16 protein-coding genes are annotated in these 15,408 nt (G+C 33.0%); 10 read left to right on the top strand and 6 right to left on the bottom strand.

Annotated features, from left to right (window positions below; translation table 11 throughout):
• Positions 1–14: 14 nt before the first annotated feature.
• From OS188_RS00235 to OS188_RS00255, 5 genes are all read right to left on the bottom strand, one after another.
• Positions 15–1,784 carry a MutS-related protein gene (locus OS188_RS00235; protein WP_267146795.1) on the bottom strand — a complete coding sequence of 590 codons (1,770 nt, stop codon included), beginning with the start codon at positions 1,782–1,784 and terminating at the stop codon, positions 15–17.
• 136 nt (positions 1,785–1,920) lie between these two features.
• A complete protein-coding gene (locus OS188_RS00240; RefSeq protein ID WP_267146796.1) occupies positions 1,921–2,667 on the bottom strand; it encodes a succinate dehydrogenase/fumarate reductase iron-sulfur subunit in 747 nt (248 codons plus the stop codon).
• A gap of 88 nt (positions 2,668–2,755) precedes the next feature.
• Positions 2,756–3,136 (bottom strand): four helix bundle protein, encoded by a 381-nt coding sequence (locus tag OS188_RS00245; protein ID WP_267146797.1) that lies wholly within the window; start codon positions 3,134–3,136, stop codon positions 2,756–2,758.
• A 32-nt stretch (positions 3,137–3,168) separates the two neighbouring features.
• The gene (locus tag OS188_RS00250) at positions 3,169–5,181 is read right to left on the bottom strand and encodes a fumarate reductase/succinate dehydrogenase flavoprotein subunit (protein WP_267146798.1); all 2,013 of its coding nucleotides are present in this window, start codon (positions 5,179–5,181) and stop codon (positions 3,169–3,171) included.
• Between the two features lie 15 nt (positions 5,182–5,196).
• Positions 5,197–5,883 carry a succinate dehydrogenase cytochrome b subunit gene (locus OS188_RS00255; protein WP_267146799.1) on the bottom strand — a complete coding sequence of 229 codons (687 nt, stop codon included), beginning with the start codon at positions 5,881–5,883 and terminating at the stop codon, positions 5,197–5,199.
• Positions 5,884–6,285: 402 nt separating this feature from the next.
• Between OS188_RS00255 and OS188_RS00260 the strand changes: the two genes are divergently transcribed.
• From OS188_RS00260 to OS188_RS14820, 4 genes are all read left to right on the top strand, one after another.
• Positions 6,286–7,326, top strand: a complete 1,041-nt coding sequence (locus OS188_RS00260) for a DUF481 domain-containing protein (RefSeq protein WP_267146800.1) — start codon at positions 6,286–6,288, stop codon at positions 7,324–7,326.
• Positions 7,327–7,452: 126 nt separating this feature from the next.
• On the top strand, positions 7,453–8,226 hold the full coding sequence (locus tag OS188_RS00265; RefSeq protein ID WP_267146801.1) for an alpha/beta fold hydrolase: 774 nt from the start codon (positions 7,453–7,455) through the stop codon (positions 8,224–8,226).
• Positions 8,227–8,290: 64 nt separating this feature from the next.
• Complete coding sequence (locus OS188_RS00270) at positions 8,291–8,554, top strand: DUF1660 family phage protein (RefSeq protein WP_267146802.1); 264 nt, start codon at positions 8,291–8,293, stop codon at positions 8,552–8,554.
• A gap of 80 nt (positions 8,555–8,634) precedes the next feature.
• Entirely contained in the window at positions 8,635–8,865 is a 231-nt protein-coding gene (locus OS188_RS14820) for a DUF1660 family phage protein (protein WP_524499340.1), read from the top strand.
• On the opposite strand, the gene thiL is transcribed toward OS188_RS14820, so the two are convergent.
• Positions 8,849–9,898 (bottom strand): thiamine-phosphate kinase, encoded by a 1,050-nt coding sequence (gene thiL / locus OS188_RS00275; RefSeq protein WP_267146803.1) that lies wholly within the window; start codon positions 9,896–9,898, stop codon positions 8,849–8,851. The genes OS188_RS14820 and thiL overlap by 17 nt on opposite strands.
• 508 nt (positions 9,899–10,406) lie before the next feature.
• Between thiL and OS188_RS00280 the strand changes: the two genes are divergently transcribed.
• The 6 genes from OS188_RS00280 (at position 10,407) to sufD (ending at position 15,380) form a co-directional block, all read left to right on the top strand.
• Positions 10,407–10,736: a HesB/IscA family protein gene (locus OS188_RS00280; RefSeq protein ID WP_267146804.1), complete on the top strand. Its 330-nt coding sequence runs from the start codon at positions 10,407–10,409 to the stop codon at positions 10,734–10,736.
• A 145-nt stretch (positions 10,737–10,881) separates the two neighbouring features.
• Complete coding sequence (locus OS188_RS00285; protein WP_416236484.1) at positions 10,882–11,010, top strand: four helix bundle protein; 129 nt, start codon at positions 10,882–10,884, stop codon at positions 11,008–11,010.
• A 178-nt stretch (positions 11,011–11,188) separates the two neighbouring features.
• A complete protein-coding gene (gene sufB, locus OS188_RS00290; RefSeq protein WP_267146805.1) occupies positions 11,189–12,637 on the top strand; it encodes a Fe-S cluster assembly protein SufB in 1,449 nt (482 codons plus the stop codon).
• A 67-nt stretch (positions 12,638–12,704) separates the two neighbouring features.
• Positions 12,705–13,106, top strand: coding sequence for a hypothetical protein (locus OS188_RS00295; protein WP_267146806.1), 402 nt, complete (start codon positions 12,705–12,707; stop codon positions 13,104–13,106).
• Between the two features lie 68 nt (positions 13,107–13,174).
• Positions 13,175–13,927, top strand: a complete 753-nt coding sequence (gene sufC / locus OS188_RS00300; RefSeq protein WP_267146807.1) for a Fe-S cluster assembly ATPase SufC — start codon at positions 13,175–13,177, stop codon at positions 13,925–13,927.
• 139 nt (positions 13,928–14,066) lie between these two features.
• Positions 14,067–15,380, top strand: coding sequence for a Fe-S cluster assembly protein SufD (sufD, locus tag OS188_RS00305; RefSeq protein ID WP_267146808.1), 1,314 nt, complete (start codon positions 14,067–14,069; stop codon positions 15,378–15,380).
• Positions 15,381–15,408 lie beyond the last annotated feature (28 nt).

Consider the following 15,408-nt stretch of genomic DNA (forward strand, 5'->3'; position numbering starts at 1 on the left):
AAAGGTTTTTTTATTTAAATAATCGCCATCTTCTTTAATAAGAAACTCGCATTCATATTCTGGCAAATGCCATCCTTAAATTTATAATCGAAAAAGAGTTCGTCGTTGACAATTTGAGCATCAAAAAAGTGATTTTTCACGTCTGGTAATTCTTTAGAAATTTCACACAAACTTAAATCGTGGGTAGCAATAATTCCAGTAGCATTACTAGCCACTAATTTCTCTACAAATTTTCTAGAGCCAATAGCTTTATCTGTGGAGTTTGTACCTTTTAAAATCTCGTCCAGAATAATAAAATACGGTTCCTTTGAGATTTCATCTACAATAAATTTAAGTCTCGTTAGTTCTGAAAAGAAATACGAGCTATCGTCTGTTAAAGAATCGCTGGTACGCATACTTGTAATCAGTTTTACAGGAGCGTATTTACTGGACTTGGCACAAACAGGCAATCCTGCATTTGCCATTACAATATGTAAAGAAACTGTTCTAAGAAAGGTACTCTTTCCTGCCATATTAGCACCGGTTACAATAAAAAACTCTTGATTATGGATATCTAAATTACTATCTACACGTTTATTTTTATCCAATAAAGGATGGCCTAGATCTACAGCTTCAATTACAGTACTATTCTCAACAATTTCCGGGAATACATAATCCGGATGATTAAAAGCATAATTCCCTAAAGTATTATAGGCATCAAAAAATGAAACGACTTCAAACCAATTAGCCACGGTGGTTTTATATTGAGAGATCCACTGCTCTATTCTGTAGGCATTTTTTAAATCTGATAAGAAAAACCCGTTGCCAAAAATGGCAGAAATAAGGTTATTCCTATTGTCTAAAGCATCCAAATATTTTGAAAACTGAGAGAAAATCTCAGAAGCTTTTTTTTGCTCTTGTTGAATATGGGCTTGCTTGTTTTTTAATAATTCAGACGAAAAACTTTCAGATTCAATCTGATTTAGAAGTAAAGCATATTGTCTAAAGGTATCTCGTACTTTATCGGTATTTGCAGCTAAAACATTGATCTTTTTTAAATATAAACCTGTAATTAGCAAGCCCAGAATTAACCAATATCCAATAAAGCCCAAATCGATAATTTTAAACATACCAAGGGCAATCATTACTAAGGATGCCACGGAAAAAACTTTAGGAAACCAAGACATTATTTTGGGTAAAAATGACTTATGAGATGTTAACCATTCTATAATTTTTAGAGCTGGAGTTTCTGCTTCAATTAAAGTTGCAACTGCCGAAAACTGTTGGCGCCACTCTGGTTTTCCAGACAATTCTTTGATGGCATTTTGTTTTAAGGGAATATTTTCTATTTGATTTGCAGTTAAGCTTTCTGCTAATTTTTCAGTTCCCTCATTAATACCTGTTCTGTTTATAAATTGAAAGAAAGAACCTCTTCCAAATAAATCGATATCTAAGCTATAATAATGTAAGGGATTTATAAATGCTTCTCCTGATTCTCTATGGTGAAAATCTCCGGCCGCTATTTTAATTTCCTCTTCATTTAAAGCTACCAAAGCCTTACTAACATCTCTTAAGCGTTTGGTATCTGTATATTTTGAAAGCAGAAAAATAAACAATGAAATCCCTATAATTCCAATAGCTACTGCTACCTGCCATAAATTGAAAGTGACATATATTCCAGCGACAACTCCTAAAAAAACAAGCAATCTTAGGCTGCTCATTCCTAACAGTTTTTTATTGAAAGCCTTTACCGCAAGTTGATGTTTTTCTAACTGGTTTTTATAAAATGTATTTGGATGTTCCATGACTATTATTGAACTGTAAAGAAACAAAAATCCCAAGACATAGCTTGGGATTTTAACTTATAAGAGATTCTTCTAAACTACGTTTAAGTATTTTCAATCAAAATATATTTTGATTTCAATAATGCTCTGAATGACATTATCCTTTTAAACTTGCTTTTAAGTATTCTCTATTCATTCTAGCAATACTTTCTAAGGAAATTCCTTTCGGACATTCCACTTCGCAAGCTCCGGTGTTAGTACAGTTACCAAAACCTTCTTCGTCCATTTGTTTTACCATGTTTAAAACACGATCTGTAGCCTCTACTTGTCCTTGTGGCAATAAGGCAAATTGAGATACTTTAGCAGAGACAAATAGCATAGCAGACGAGTTTTTACAACTAGCAACACAAGCTCCACATCCAATACAAGTAGCAGCATCGAAAGCTGTATCTGCATCGTGCTTATTTACTGGAATAGCATTGGCATCTATCGTATTTCCTGAGGTATTTACAGAGATAAATCCTCCAGCATGCTGGATTCTATCGAAAGAAGTTCTATCAACTATTAAATCTTTAATTACCGGAAAAGCTGCTGCTCTAAATGGTTCGATAAAAATAGTATCTCCATCTTTAAACATACGCATATGTAGTTGACAAGTGGTAACACCTCTATCTGGACCGTGAGCTTCTCCATTAATATAAAGCGAACACATTCCACAGATTCCTTCACGACAATCATGATCGAAAGCAATTGGTTCTTCACCTTTATTTATTAAATCTTCGTTTAATACGTCTAACATTTCAAGGAAAGACATATCTGGAGAAATATCACTGACTGGATAATCAACCAATTTTCCTTTATCGTCTTTATTTTTTTGTCTCCAAATCTTTAGTGTAAGATTCATAAGTTGTAATATTAAGTTATTGAGAAATTAAGTTATTGAGAGTTAAGGCTTTGCTTATAAAATCTCATTAAAATACTCTCATTTTCCGTTATTTGTTATTTTTCTGATTTTTTAGATATTTAATATACCCATTTAAAATCAGCAATGTTTTATCATGAATTACTCTTAATTCATTTAAATTTTCTTCTGAAATATAACCTTCATCCAAAGCGATAATTCCATGATCTAAAGTTTCAAATAATGATCCTCTAGCAATTCTACAAAACTGAATATTTTCTTGAAAGTGAAATCTTCCATATCCTTCAGCTATATTATTCCCAACAGATCGTGATGAACGTTTTATTTGATCTATTAAACTAAATTTTTCATTATTAGGTAGTTTAGATATAATCTTTTTGGAGACAAATAATCTTAAATTTCTAGCTTCTTTCCAACAAGCTAAATCTTCAAACGATTTAAAATTACTCACCTTAATAACTTATTTACCTAATAACTTATAATCTATTTATAAGAACGCTGCTTCAATTCAATATCTTTAAATTCTAAATCTTCTTTATGAAGAACGGCAGCACTTGGGTCTCCTTTATACTCCCAGGCAGCTACGTATGCAAAATTCTCATCGTCACGTTTCGCTTCCCCTTTTTGTTCTCCACTTTCTTCAACCGCATCTTCTCTAAAGTGTCCTCCACAAGATTCCTCTCTATGTAAGGCATCCTTAGCAAATAATTCACCTAATTCTAGGTAATCTGCCACACGACCTGCTTTTGCAAGTTCATCGTTAAACTCGTCGTTAGTTCCAGGAACTCTTACATCTTTCCAAAACTCCTCGCGTAGTTCTTTTATTTCTTGTAAAGCTTCTGTTAGTCCTTGAACATTTCTGGCCATTCCTACTTTATTCCACATAATTTTTCCAAGTTTCTTGTGGAAGTGGTCTACTGTATGTTTCCCGTTATTGTTTATTAAATGGTCTATTCTATCTCTTACATCTTTTTCAACTTGCTCAAATTCTTTAGAATCTGTTGAGATTTCTCCGGTTCTAATATCGTTCGATAAATAATCGCCAATAGTGTAAGGTAATACAAAATAACCATCAGCCAACCCTTGCATTAAAGCCGAAGCTCCCAATCTATTTGCTCCGTGATCTGAAAAGTTAGCTTCACCAATACAATATAATCCAGGAACGGTTGTCATTAAATTATAATCTACCCAAAGACCACCCATAGTATAATGTACTGCAGGATAAATCATCATTGGGGTTTCATACGGATTTTGATCTACAATTTTCTCGTACATCTGGAATAGGTTTCCGTATTTATTTTTAACAACTTCTTTTCCTAGTTTAGTTACTAAAGCAGTATCGTTTGCATCTAAATGTCTAACAGTTGCTTGTTCTTTTCCGTAACGTTCAATAGCTGAAGCAAAGTCTAAAAACACAGCTTCACCTGTAGCATTTACACCAAAACCAGCATCGCAACGTTCTTTAGCAGCACGGGATGCCACATCACGAGGCACAAGATTTCCAAACGCCGGATATCTACGTTCTAAGTAATAATCTCTATTTTCAGCAGGAATATCTACAGGTTTTAATTTTCCAGATCTCACTGCTTCTACATCTTCTTTTCTTTTAGGCACCCAAATACGTCCGTCGTTTCTTAAAGACTCAGACATCAAAGTTAATTTTGATTGGTGGTCTCCGGAAACAGGAATACAGGTAGGGTGAATTTGCGTATAACACGGGTTTGCAAAGTAAGCGCCACGTTTGTGTGCTTTCCAAGCAGCCGTTACATTAGAACCCATAGCGTTGGTAGATAAAAAGAATACGTTTCCATAACCTCCAGTTCCAAGCACAACAGCATGAGCTGAATGTCTATCTATTTCGCCAGTAATTAAGTTACGTGTTATAATCCCTCTTGCTTTTCCATCAACAATGACAACGTCTAGCATTTCATGACGGTTGTACATTTTAATTTTTCCACGTCCAATTTGACGGTTCATGGCAGAATAAGCTCCTAAAAGCAATTGTTGTCCAGTTTGTCCAGCCGCATAAAAGGTTCTTGATACAAGTACACCTCCAAACGAGCGGTTGTCTAAATAACCTCCGTATTCACGAGCAAAAGGAACCCCTTGAGCCACACATTGGTCAATAATATTTGCCGAAACTTCAGCCAAACGATACACGTTTGCTTCACGAGAACGGTAATCGCCTCCTTTTACAGTATCGTAAAATAATCTGTAAGTGGAATCGCCATCACCTTGGTAGTTTTTTGCTGCGTTAATTCCTCCTTGAGCTGCAATAGAGTGGGCACGTCTTGGGGAATCTTGAAAGCAAAATGCTTTTACGTTATATCCTAACTCTGCTAAAGTAGCAGCAGCAGAACCTCCTGCTAATCCTGTTCCCACCACAATAACATCTATATTACGTTTGTTTGCTGGATTAACAAGATTGATATTATTTTTATAGTTTGTCCATTTGTCTGCAATTGGACCTTCTGGTATTTTAGAATCTAAAGCCATATTAGATATAATTTTTTATTGATTAAAGTGATGGAATAAGGCAATAATAATAAACCCTAATGGAATTAAAATAGCATAAGCTTTTCCAAAACCTCTTAATCCTTTTGTGTATTTGTTATTTGCTCCAACAGATTGGAAAGCAGAACTAAAACCATGTAATAGGTGAAGTGATAAAAACACAAAACCAATACAATATAAAGCCACACGCCAAACAGGAACAAACTTATGTTGTAACTCTTCAAAATAACGCAAACCACTTTCTGCATTATTTGGATCGATTAATCCTGACGTATCTCCTTGGATATATTTTATATTAATTTCTGGAAACCAAAAATCTAAAAAATGAATCACTAAGAAGATTAAGATAAATAAACCGCTATAAATCATGTTTCTGCTCATCCAAGTAGAATTCGCATTTCCATTATTTTTTACATAGCTAATTTTTCTAGCACCCTTGTTTTTAATTTCTAGAACAAAACCCATAATAAAATGAAATAACACCCCAATTAATAATATAGGCTGCATAACATATTGGATTAACCAATTGGTTCCCATAAAATGAGAAACCTCATTAAAAGTTTCACTGTTGCATACAGATAATAAATTTATTGCAAAGTGTTGTACTAAAAATATCATTAGGAAGAATGCCGAAAGTGCCATGGCAAATTTTCTTCCAACTGAAGAATTCAAAATTCCGCTCATTGTTGAAGTTTAATTTTTATCTAACAAAGATACACTTCAAATAAGATTTAGACAAAGTTGTAACAATTTAAAATAGGTATTTAGAATCATTTTAATTAAAAAATATTAATTACAATACTTGGATTTTGAGCTTATCATATGTTAATGAGAGTTTCCTTTTCTTATTTCAACAAAAATATATCCTCCTTCTTCAAAACAGGCGTTATTTCAACGGTAGTTTTGTTTTACACCTTCTTTAAAACGCTTAGCTCTTCAATTATTAGGATTAATTTTTAAAAATGAAAAACGAAGATTATTGTATATTCATAAAAAACATGTAAAACCTGGGTAATTTTAATTTCTCGGTCATTTCATACAAACTAGTAATTTAAAGTTTAAATTTACTCTTATAAAAACTGAAACTTGAACAGACTTGCACCTTACTGCTTCTTATTTTATTTGTTTTTGATTATTCCTTTCAACAAAGTTTTAGCTCAAAAAACAGATACTATTTATCATGTTAATAAAAACATACTTACTGGCGAGCTTAAAAACTTAGCATACGGTGTTTTTACTTGGAAAATGGACGGCATGGGAACCATAAGTCTAGAAGAAATTAAAGTAAGCACCATTATTTCACAAAAACAGTTCGAGATTAAATTACAAAATGATGCCATTTATTTTGGAACTTTAGGCGCTTCAGATAGTTCTGGAACCGTATTTATTATAACTAAAACAGATAAAATATTAGTTCATATAAAAGATATTGTAGAACTCTATCCTATTAAAAACAGCTTCTGGCTAAGATTTAGCGGAAATCTCAGTTTGGGATTTAACTACTCAAAAGGTAGTGATATAGGAAGCTTAGCATTTTCCGGAGATATAAATTACAGGAAAAAGAAAGCCTACTTTGAAGTGGAGTGGGATCAAAACAACACCTATCAAGCAGACACCTTAGGCTCGAGAAAAGCAGATGTCTCCATTGCATGGCAAAGATTATTAAGAAATGGATGGTCTACACAACTAGCTGTGGCTTTTAGCCAAAACTCAGAATTAGGTATCAAAGAAAGGTGGGGCGTTAATTTAATGGGACTAAAGGACCTCTCTTATAACAATTGGAATAGACTATATGCAGGAACAGGGATTAATCTAACTCATGAAATCCCGTATGGCAGCACCACAGAACAAAATGACATTGCTGGTATTTTTCAAGTAGTATGGCGGGTGTATAAATATAAGACTCCCAAATTATGGGTGGATTCAGACATTAGCTATTTACCCTATTTTACAGATTCTGGCAGACATAGAGCTGTGTTCAATTTAAATCCTAAAATAAATCTTTTTAGTGATAATTTTAAGGTGGGCTTAAAGTTTTACTACACATACGACAGCAAGCCTCCGGCCGATGCAGCTTCTACAAATGATTATGGTGTAAACTTCCAACTCTCCTACTCCCTTCATTAATTAGTTGCTTAGCCTAAAATTTAGATGTCTATAAATACAAGAAAAAACACATCTATTCTAAATTAACTAACTCTTGTAACTCCAAAATGTTAAGTCTTTTTATCTTTGTAACAGAGTATTAAAATTATGATTATAGAGCATAAAGGCATACAAGTATATTACACAGAACAGGGTTATGGAGAACCTATTATCCTTCTTCATGGTTTTCTTGAAAACAGCACCATGTGGAAAGAAATAACTCCCAACTTATCAAAAACCCACAGAGTTATCTCTATAGATTTGCTGGGACACGGAAAGACCGGTTGTTTAGGGTACATTCATTCAATGGAACTAATGGCCGAAACTGTAGAAGCCGTTTTAGATTATTTAAACATAAAAAAATCTATCTTTATTGGTCACTCTATGGGCGGATATGTAGCCTTAGCTTTTGCTGAAAAAAAACCGCAAGCTCTAAACGGAATTTGTCTTATAAATTCCACCTTTTTACCAGACGACAAAGAACGTCAAGCTCTTAGAACTCGTGCAAGTAACATGGCTAAAACCAACTTTAAGAGTTTGGTAAGCATGTCTTTTACTAACTTATTTAGCCCTGAAAGCAAAACACGATATCAAAACCAACTAAAACTAGCTCTTAACGAGGCTCTAAAAACACCAGTTCAAGGTTATATAGCAGCAAGCGAAGGGATGAAAATAAGAAAAGACAGAACAGATCTATTTAAGAGTCTAAGTTGCAATAAGTTATTTGTTTTAGGACAAAAAGACCCAATAATGAATGTGGTTTTACTGAAGGAGCTTTTAGAAGATTCTGATGTTGAAATTGTTGAACTTTCAGAAGGACATATGAGTTATATAGAAAATCTGACTGAATTAACTTACAAACTGGTGCGGTTCATCGAATAATTTGTGTTTTTTAGCCATTATTCTTGTTTTTTATCTAAGTTAGGAATCCCAAACAACCTTAATTATGAAAAAAACTACAACTAACCGAACTCCGCTTAAGTTTTATTGCGATATTTTTGGACATAGATATAAAGTGTCTAAAAAAGTAACTTCACATGTAAGTGAATACACTTGCTCTTGTTGCAAGAAACAAGTAACTACAAATAGCAACGGACAATTAACAGAATTAACTCCAAAATACAAAGAGATAAACAATTTGTTGGAGGACATTTATACAAGACGCATGGTTCGTAGAAAAAGCAAAACTCTTGCCTCTACCATTTATTAAGAATACGTCTTGGATTTTCGGTTAAATTGCCTATATTGATTTTTCACATATTTTAGAAATTGATAATAGCAAATAGTAACATGAAAAATCTGATTTGTTCCCTTGTAGGTCATGATTTTAGAATCACAAAAAAAATAACCAATTATGTTAGTGAATTTCAATGTATTCATTGCAAAAAACAAATGTCCACTAACGGGAATGGCAATTTAACCCCTTTAACTTCTAAGCAAAGAGAAATTAATATATTATTGCAGCATATTCACAAAAAAAAGAAAAAGAAAACGGCTAAATTCCCTACTCATCACCAATAGGATTCCAACCTTGTGCTTTTATTGGAATACTTGTTTCTGCTCTTGTAATTAAATGCATTCCAGCAGCCTCTTCCTTCATAAAACCAATAACTGAAAAGTGAGGGTTCGCTTTAATTTTAGGAAAATCTTCCTGCGAGATTGTGAATAGCAATTCGTAGTCTTCCCCTCCATTTAACGCAACAGTTGTACTGTCGATATCAAACTCTTCGCAGGCCGAAATAACTTGCGGATCTAAAGGGATTTTATTTTCATACAAATCGCAACCCACTTTACTATGCTTACAAAGGTGCATAATCTCAGAAGACAAGCCATCGCTTATATCAATCATTGAGGTTGGTTTTATCCCTAAATCTTTTAGTAATTTTGGAACATCTTTTCTTGCTTCAGGCTTTAACTGTCTTTCTATAATATAAGTATAGGCATCTAAATCGGGCTGATTATTAGGATTTACTTTAAACACCTCTTTTTCTCGTTCTAACACTTGTAATCCCATATAAGCTCCACCTAAATCACCGGAAACAACCAGTAAATCGTTTGGTTTTGCACCACTTCTACAAACCACATCATTGGCATCTACAGTTCCAATAGCAGTTACAGAAATCAATAATCCTGTTGTAGAAGACGTAGTATCTCCTCCAACAACATCTATATTATAAATACCAGCAGCCGTTTTAATTCCAGCATATAACGCCTCTAATGCTTCCAATGGAAACCTATTAGACACAGCAATAGAAACCGTTACTTGGGTAGCTTCAGCATTCATGGCATACACATCAGACAAGTTTACAATAATAGCTTTATAACCCAGGTGTTTTAGAGGCATATAACTTAAATCAAAATGCACACCTTCAACCAACATATCTGTTGTAACAACAACCTGCTTATCTTTAAAATCTAAAACAGCAGCATCATCGCCTATAGATTTAATAGTTGATTTTTGTTTTACGGTAAAGTTTTTAGTTAGATGGTCTATAAGACCAAATTCGCCTAAACTTCCTAAATCTGTTTTGCTTTGGTTTTTATCTTCAATCATAGGGCAAAAATAAGAAGCTTCTTGATACTAAATGTAAAAATTAGCGATAATTCCTTTTTTAAAGCTATTTAACTGTGAAGTCACCCAAATAAGATCACTTATTTAATATTTAAATCTGGAGAAAATCTAACAACGCCCAACTTAAAATACTTTCATTTTTATGAAGAATTCATATTTTTTCATAAATATTCAGATAAATCAGAGAACAGTAAAAAACCCACTTATTTTTAAAGGTTTTCATACAACAACCAAGTAGTAAAACGAGACTTTAAACACCTGTTTTAACTACCAATACAGGCTCTATCTAAGCATAACAAAAGTCTATTAAAGTATTTGTTAATATAATGCTATGTTCTATGGTAAAATAGGACATATATTGTATCTTTGCGTTTCTATTTAGAAACTTTCTTAATAATATTCGTTATAATAAAACGAGTATTATGAGCTAAGGTTGCACGTAACAAATAGAAAAATTAATAAAAACACGTGAATTAATCAATTTTAATTTATGATAAAAGTGTCGGAAACAGCAAAAAAGAAAGTTACAGAACTTATGAGCGAAGATGGCTTTAATTCGGTAACAGACTTTGTGCGTGTAGGTGTAAAAAGTGGAGGGTGCTCTGGATTGTCTTACGATTTGAAATTTGACAAAACACAAGAATCAGAAGATAAGGTTTTTGAGGATAATGGCATTAAGATTATTGTAGACAAAAAAAGCTTTTTATACCTTATTGGTACTACTCTAGAATATTCTGGAGGGTTAAATGGAGCGGGTTTTGTTTTCAACAACCCCAACGCCAATAGAACTTGTGGCTGTGGTGAATCTTTTTCCTTATAAATTTAAGGTGTAAAGTTTTAAATTTAGAATTATGGCAAGGATAAAACAGTTTGAAGAGTTAGAAATTATCTAAAATACTTCGCAATAACATTTATATCATAGCTATAAACACAGATTTAAAAAAGACTACAAGTTAGACAGCCAAATAGACGGTTCATCTAGTTCTATTATGGAAAATATAGCTGAAAGCTTTAAACGAAATGGACATAAAGAATTTATTAAATTCCTATCTATTTCTAAAGCTTTAACAGGAGAAACTCGATCTCAATTGTAAAAAATGTTAGATCGAAAATATATTGATACAGAGACGTTCAATAAGTTAAATAACCAAGTCACTACCTTAAGTAAAATGATTGGAGTATTTATGAACTATCTTAAAAAGAGTAATTTAAAAAGAAGCAAATACAAACTGGATTAGCTCAACTTTAAATTTTGAATTTTAAATTTTAATTATGAACAAGTATACTGAAGACGATTTAAGAGAAGAACTAAAAACCAAAGAGTACGAATATGGTTTTTTTACAGATATTGAGTCGGAAACATTCCCTATAGGTTTAAATGAAGACGTAGTAAAAGCTATTTCAATAAAAAAAGAAGAACCAGAATGGATGACCGAATGGCGATTAGAGGCTTTTCGAGCATGGAAAGAAATGATTGAACCAGAATGGGCAAACGTCAATTATGAAAAGCCAGATTTTCAAGCTATTTCCTATTATTCTGCTCCAAATACCAAACCTAAATACGATAGTTTAGACGAAGTAGATCCAGAGTTACTGGATACCTTTAAAAAACTTGGTATCTCTATAGATGAACAAAAAAAACTTGCTGGTGTTGCTATGGATATAGTTATAGACTCTGTTTCTGTGGCTACCTCTTTCAAGGAAACTCTTGCAGAAAAAGGAATTATATTTTGCCCTATTAGCGAAGCCATTAGAGACTATCCAGATTTAGTAAAAAAATATATTGGAACCGTAGTTCCTCAAAAAGACAATTTCTACGCAGCTTTAAATTCTGCTGTATTTAGCGATGGAAGTTTTTGCTATATCCCAAAAGGCGTTCGTTGTCCAATGGAATTATCCACCTACTTTAGAATTAATCAAGGAGGAACGGGTCAGTTTGAGCGTACACTTTTAATTGCAGATGAAGACAGTTATGTAAGTTATCTCGAAGGTTGTACAGCTCCAAGTAGAGATGAAAACCAATTACACGCTGCTGTTGTAGAGCTTATTGCTTTAGATGGTGCAGAAATAAAATACTCTACCGTTCAAAACTGGTATCCTGGAAACGCCGAAGGAAAAGGAGGCGTTTTCAATTTTGTAACCAAAAGAGGAATTTGCGAGAAAAACGCGAAAATTTCCTGGACTCAAGTAGAAACCGGATCGGCAGTTACCTGGAAGTATCCAAGCTGTATTTTAAAAGGTGATAATTCTGTGGGAGAATTTTATTCCATTGCAGTTACCAATAATTTCCAGCAGGCAGATACAGGAACCAAAATGATCCATTTAGGTAAAAACACCAAATCGACTATTATATCTAAAGGAATTTCTGCAGGAAAATCTCAAAACTCGTATAGAGGATTAGTAAAAATAGGACCTCATGCTGAAAACGCTAGAAACTTCTCTCAATGTGATAGTTTACTAATGGGGAACGAATGTGGCGCGCACACCTTCCCATACATTGAAGCTAAAAATAAGTCGGCGCAGATAGAACACGAAGCAACAACTAGTAAAATTGGAGAAGACCAATTGTTTTATTGTAATCAACGTGGAATAGATACAGAAAAAGCTATTGCATTAATTGTTAACGGTTTTAGTAAAGATGTTTTAAACAAGCTTCCAATGGAATTTGCTATAGAAGCTCAAAAATTACTAGAAATTTCGTTAGAAGGATCTGTTGGATAAAATTATGAAGAGACTTTTTTATCCCGAAGTTTTCGGTTAAAAATTTAGAAAGTCTAAAATATAAATTATGAAAAAATTATTAATCCTATTCTTATTGGTAACTAGTTTTTATAGTTGTAAAAACGATACTAAAAACGAAGCCATTGAACCAGAAACAGAAGTCACTGACACAAAAGGGCTTACTTTATTAAAGGGAGATTTTGTGTATTATGCAGATGCAGCCGTTTTACAAACAAAACATGAAGTTTATGGAGTTGTTATCGATAAAAAGATGCACGAATTAGATGAACAAACAAAAACCTATAAGAAGGCTGAAACCGATATGATTCCTGTGGAAATAAAAGGAAAAATTATCCAAAAGCCGGAAGGCGAAGAAGGTTGGCCATTTCGTATAGAGATTAAAGAGATTATAAATGTTAGCAAACCAGACCCTAATAAAGAAGAAATAATCTTAGGAGCTGATAAATAAATTAAAAACTGAGTCATATTTTAAGTGCGAATTAAGCTTAAAATTTTAATTTTTTTGAATAAATAATTATGTTAAAAATTAAGAATTTACACGCAAGTGTTGAAGATAAAGCCATTTTAAGAGGCATTAATTTAGAAATAAATCCAGGAGAAGTTCACGCTATCATGGGACCAAACGGTTCTGGAAAAAGTACTCTAGCCTCTGTTATTGCTGGAAAAGAAGAATACGAAGTAACTGATGGAGAAATTCTTTTATTCGATGAAGACATAGATGAATTGGGACCAGATGAACGTGCTCATAAAGGAGTATTCTTATCGTTTCAATATCCGGTTGAAATTCCAGGGGTTTCTGTAACCAACTTTATAAAAACAGCTATTAACGAAACACGTAAAGCAAAAGGTTTGGAAGATATGCCAGCCAATGAAATGCTAAAACTAATTCGCGAAAAAGCTGAATTGTTAGAAATTGATAGAAAATTTTTATCTCGGTCGTTAAACGAAGGTTTTTCTGGAGGAGAGAAAAAACGTAACGAAATTTTTCAAATGGCTATGCTAGAACCTAAGGTAGCTATTTTAGACGAAACAGATTCCGGTTTAGATATCGACGCCTTACGTATTGTTGCAAATGGTGTTAATAAACTTAAAACCAAAGACAATGCTGTTATTGTAATTACCCATTACCAAAGACTTTTAGATTATATAGTTCCAGATTTTGTACACGTTATACACGAAGGTAGAATTGTAAAATCTGGTGGTAAAGAATTAGCATTAGAATTAGAAGAAAAAGGTTACGATTGGATTAAAGAAAAAGCGAACGCATAATTTACTTGCAGTTCTAAGTAAGCCTATGCAAACTTAAAACTGGAATAGCAAAGCTTTTAAAATGTAAAATAGCAAACAGCATTCTCTAGTAGACTCAAAATTATTGAACTTTACTATAAATGACTGAAAACTTAATTAAATGGAATTAAAAGAAAAACTCATATCCTCCTTTTTAGCATTTGAAAATGAAGTGGATTTAGATTCACGCGTTCACGATGTAAGGAGCGAAGCCATAAAAGTATTTGAAAACGAAGGATTTCCATCTAAAAAAGACGAGGCTTGGAAATACACTTCTCTAAATAGTGTTTTAAAACATGATTATAGCGTGTTTCCAAAACATGAAAAAAACGTGGAATACAACGACGTTAAGAAGTACTTTATTCATGAAATTGATAGTTATAAAATTGTATTTATAGATGGTAAATATTCATCTCACCTCTCGGAAACAACACACGACGGGATTGATGTTTGCTTGATGTCTTCCGCATTAAACAAACCTAAATATCAGTTAATAATAGACAACTATTTTAATAAAATTGCTACAAAAGATAGTTTAAGTTCTTTAAACACAGCTTTTTCCAGAGAAGGCGCTTATATTCAAATTCCTAAAAACAAAATGGTGGATAAACCCATCCAGATTATCCATTTTTCAACAGGGAATGAAGCTGCATTAATGAATCAACCGCGTAACTTAATTGTAGTTAACGAAAATTCTCATGTACAAATTATAGAACGTCACCAAAGTTTAACAGATAATCCTGTTTTAACAAACTCTGTGACAGAAATTTTTGCAAACAAACGCGCTATTGTAGATTATTACAAGATTCAAAACGATAACCAAAACGCCTCTTTAATTGATAGTACATTTATCAACCAAAAGCAAGAAAGTTTCTGTTCTGTGCATACCTTTTCATTTGGTGGGAAATTAACTAGAAATAACCTAGAATTCTATCAAAATGGAGAACGTATAGATTCTACCATGAAAGGTGTAACTATTATTGGCAACAAGCAACACGTAGATCACAATACTTTGGTACACCATATTGAACCAAATTGCGAAAGTCACCAAGACTATAAAGGAATTTACGACGATAGTTCTACAGGGGTTTTCAACGGAAAAGTACTTGTAAACAAAGAAGCGCAAAAAACCAATGCCTTTCAAGCAAACAACAATATTCTAGTAAGCGATAAAGCATCGATTAACACCAAACCACAATTAGAGATTTTTGCAGACGATGTAAAATGTTCTCATGGTTGTACTATCGGACAATTAGACGAAAGCGCTTTATTTTATATGCAATCTAGAGGTATTCCTAAAAAAGAGGCGAAAGCCTTATTAATGTATGCTTTTAGTAACAATGTGTTGAGTTCGGTTAAAATACCAGAAATTAAACAACGAATCAACAAAATTATAGCAGCCAAATTAGGCGTTAATATTGGGTTTGATCTTTAATATTACCAAAGACAAAATTCTCGATTTT

This window comes from Xanthomarina sp. F1114 (genome assembly GCF_026410255.1).
GTDB lineage: Bacteria > Bacteroidota > Bacteroidia > Flavobacteriales > Flavobacteriaceae > Xanthomarina.

What these genes read in the sequence shown, in the direction of transcription:
- OS188_RS00235 (WP_267146795.1), bottom strand. Translation starts at nt 1,784, where the DNA reads ATGGAACATCCAAATACATTTTATAAAAACCAGTTAGAAAAACATCAA.
- OS188_RS00240 (WP_267146796.1), bottom strand. Translation starts at nt 2,667, where the DNA reads ATGAATCTTACACTAAAGATTTGGAGACAAAAAAATAAAGACGATAAA.
- OS188_RS00250 (WP_267146798.1), bottom strand. Translation starts at nt 5,181, where the DNA reads ATGGCTTTAGATTCTAAAATACCAGAAGGTCCAATTGCAGACAAATGG.
- OS188_RS00255 (WP_267146799.1), bottom strand. Translation starts at nt 5,883, where the DNA reads ATGAGCGGAATTTTGAATTCTTCAGTTGGAAGAAAATTTGCCATGGCA.
- OS188_RS00265 (WP_267146801.1), top strand. Translation starts at nt 7,453, where the DNA reads ATGATTATAGAGCATAAAGGCATACAAGTATATTACACAGAACAGGGT.
- OS188_RS00270 (WP_267146802.1), top strand. Translation starts at nt 8,291, where the DNA reads ATGAAAAAAACTACAACTAACCGAACTCCGCTTAAGTTTTATTGCGAT.
- OS188_RS14820 (WP_524499340.1), top strand. Translation starts at nt 8,635, where the DNA reads ATGAAAAATCTGATTTGTTCCCTTGTAGGTCATGATTTTAGAATCACA.
- thiL (WP_267146803.1), bottom strand. Translation starts at nt 9,898, where the DNA reads ATGATTGAAGATAAAAACCAAAGCAAAACAGATTTAGGAAGTTTAGGC.
- OS188_RS00280 (WP_267146804.1), top strand. Translation starts at nt 10,407, where the DNA reads ATGATAAAAGTGTCGGAAACAGCAAAAAAGAAAGTTACAGAACTTATG.
- sufB (WP_267146805.1), top strand. Translation starts at nt 11,189, where the DNA reads ATGAACAAGTATACTGAAGACGATTTAAGAGAAGAACTAAAAACCAAA.
- OS188_RS00295 (WP_267146806.1), top strand. Translation starts at nt 12,705, where the DNA reads ATGAAAAAATTATTAATCCTATTCTTATTGGTAACTAGTTTTTATAGT.
- sufC (WP_267146807.1), top strand. Translation starts at nt 13,175, where the DNA reads ATGTTAAAAATTAAGAATTTACACGCAAGTGTTGAAGATAAAGCCATT.
- sufD (WP_267146808.1), top strand. Translation starts at nt 14,067, where the DNA reads ATGGAATTAAAAGAAAAACTCATATCCTCCTTTTTAGCATTTGAAAAT.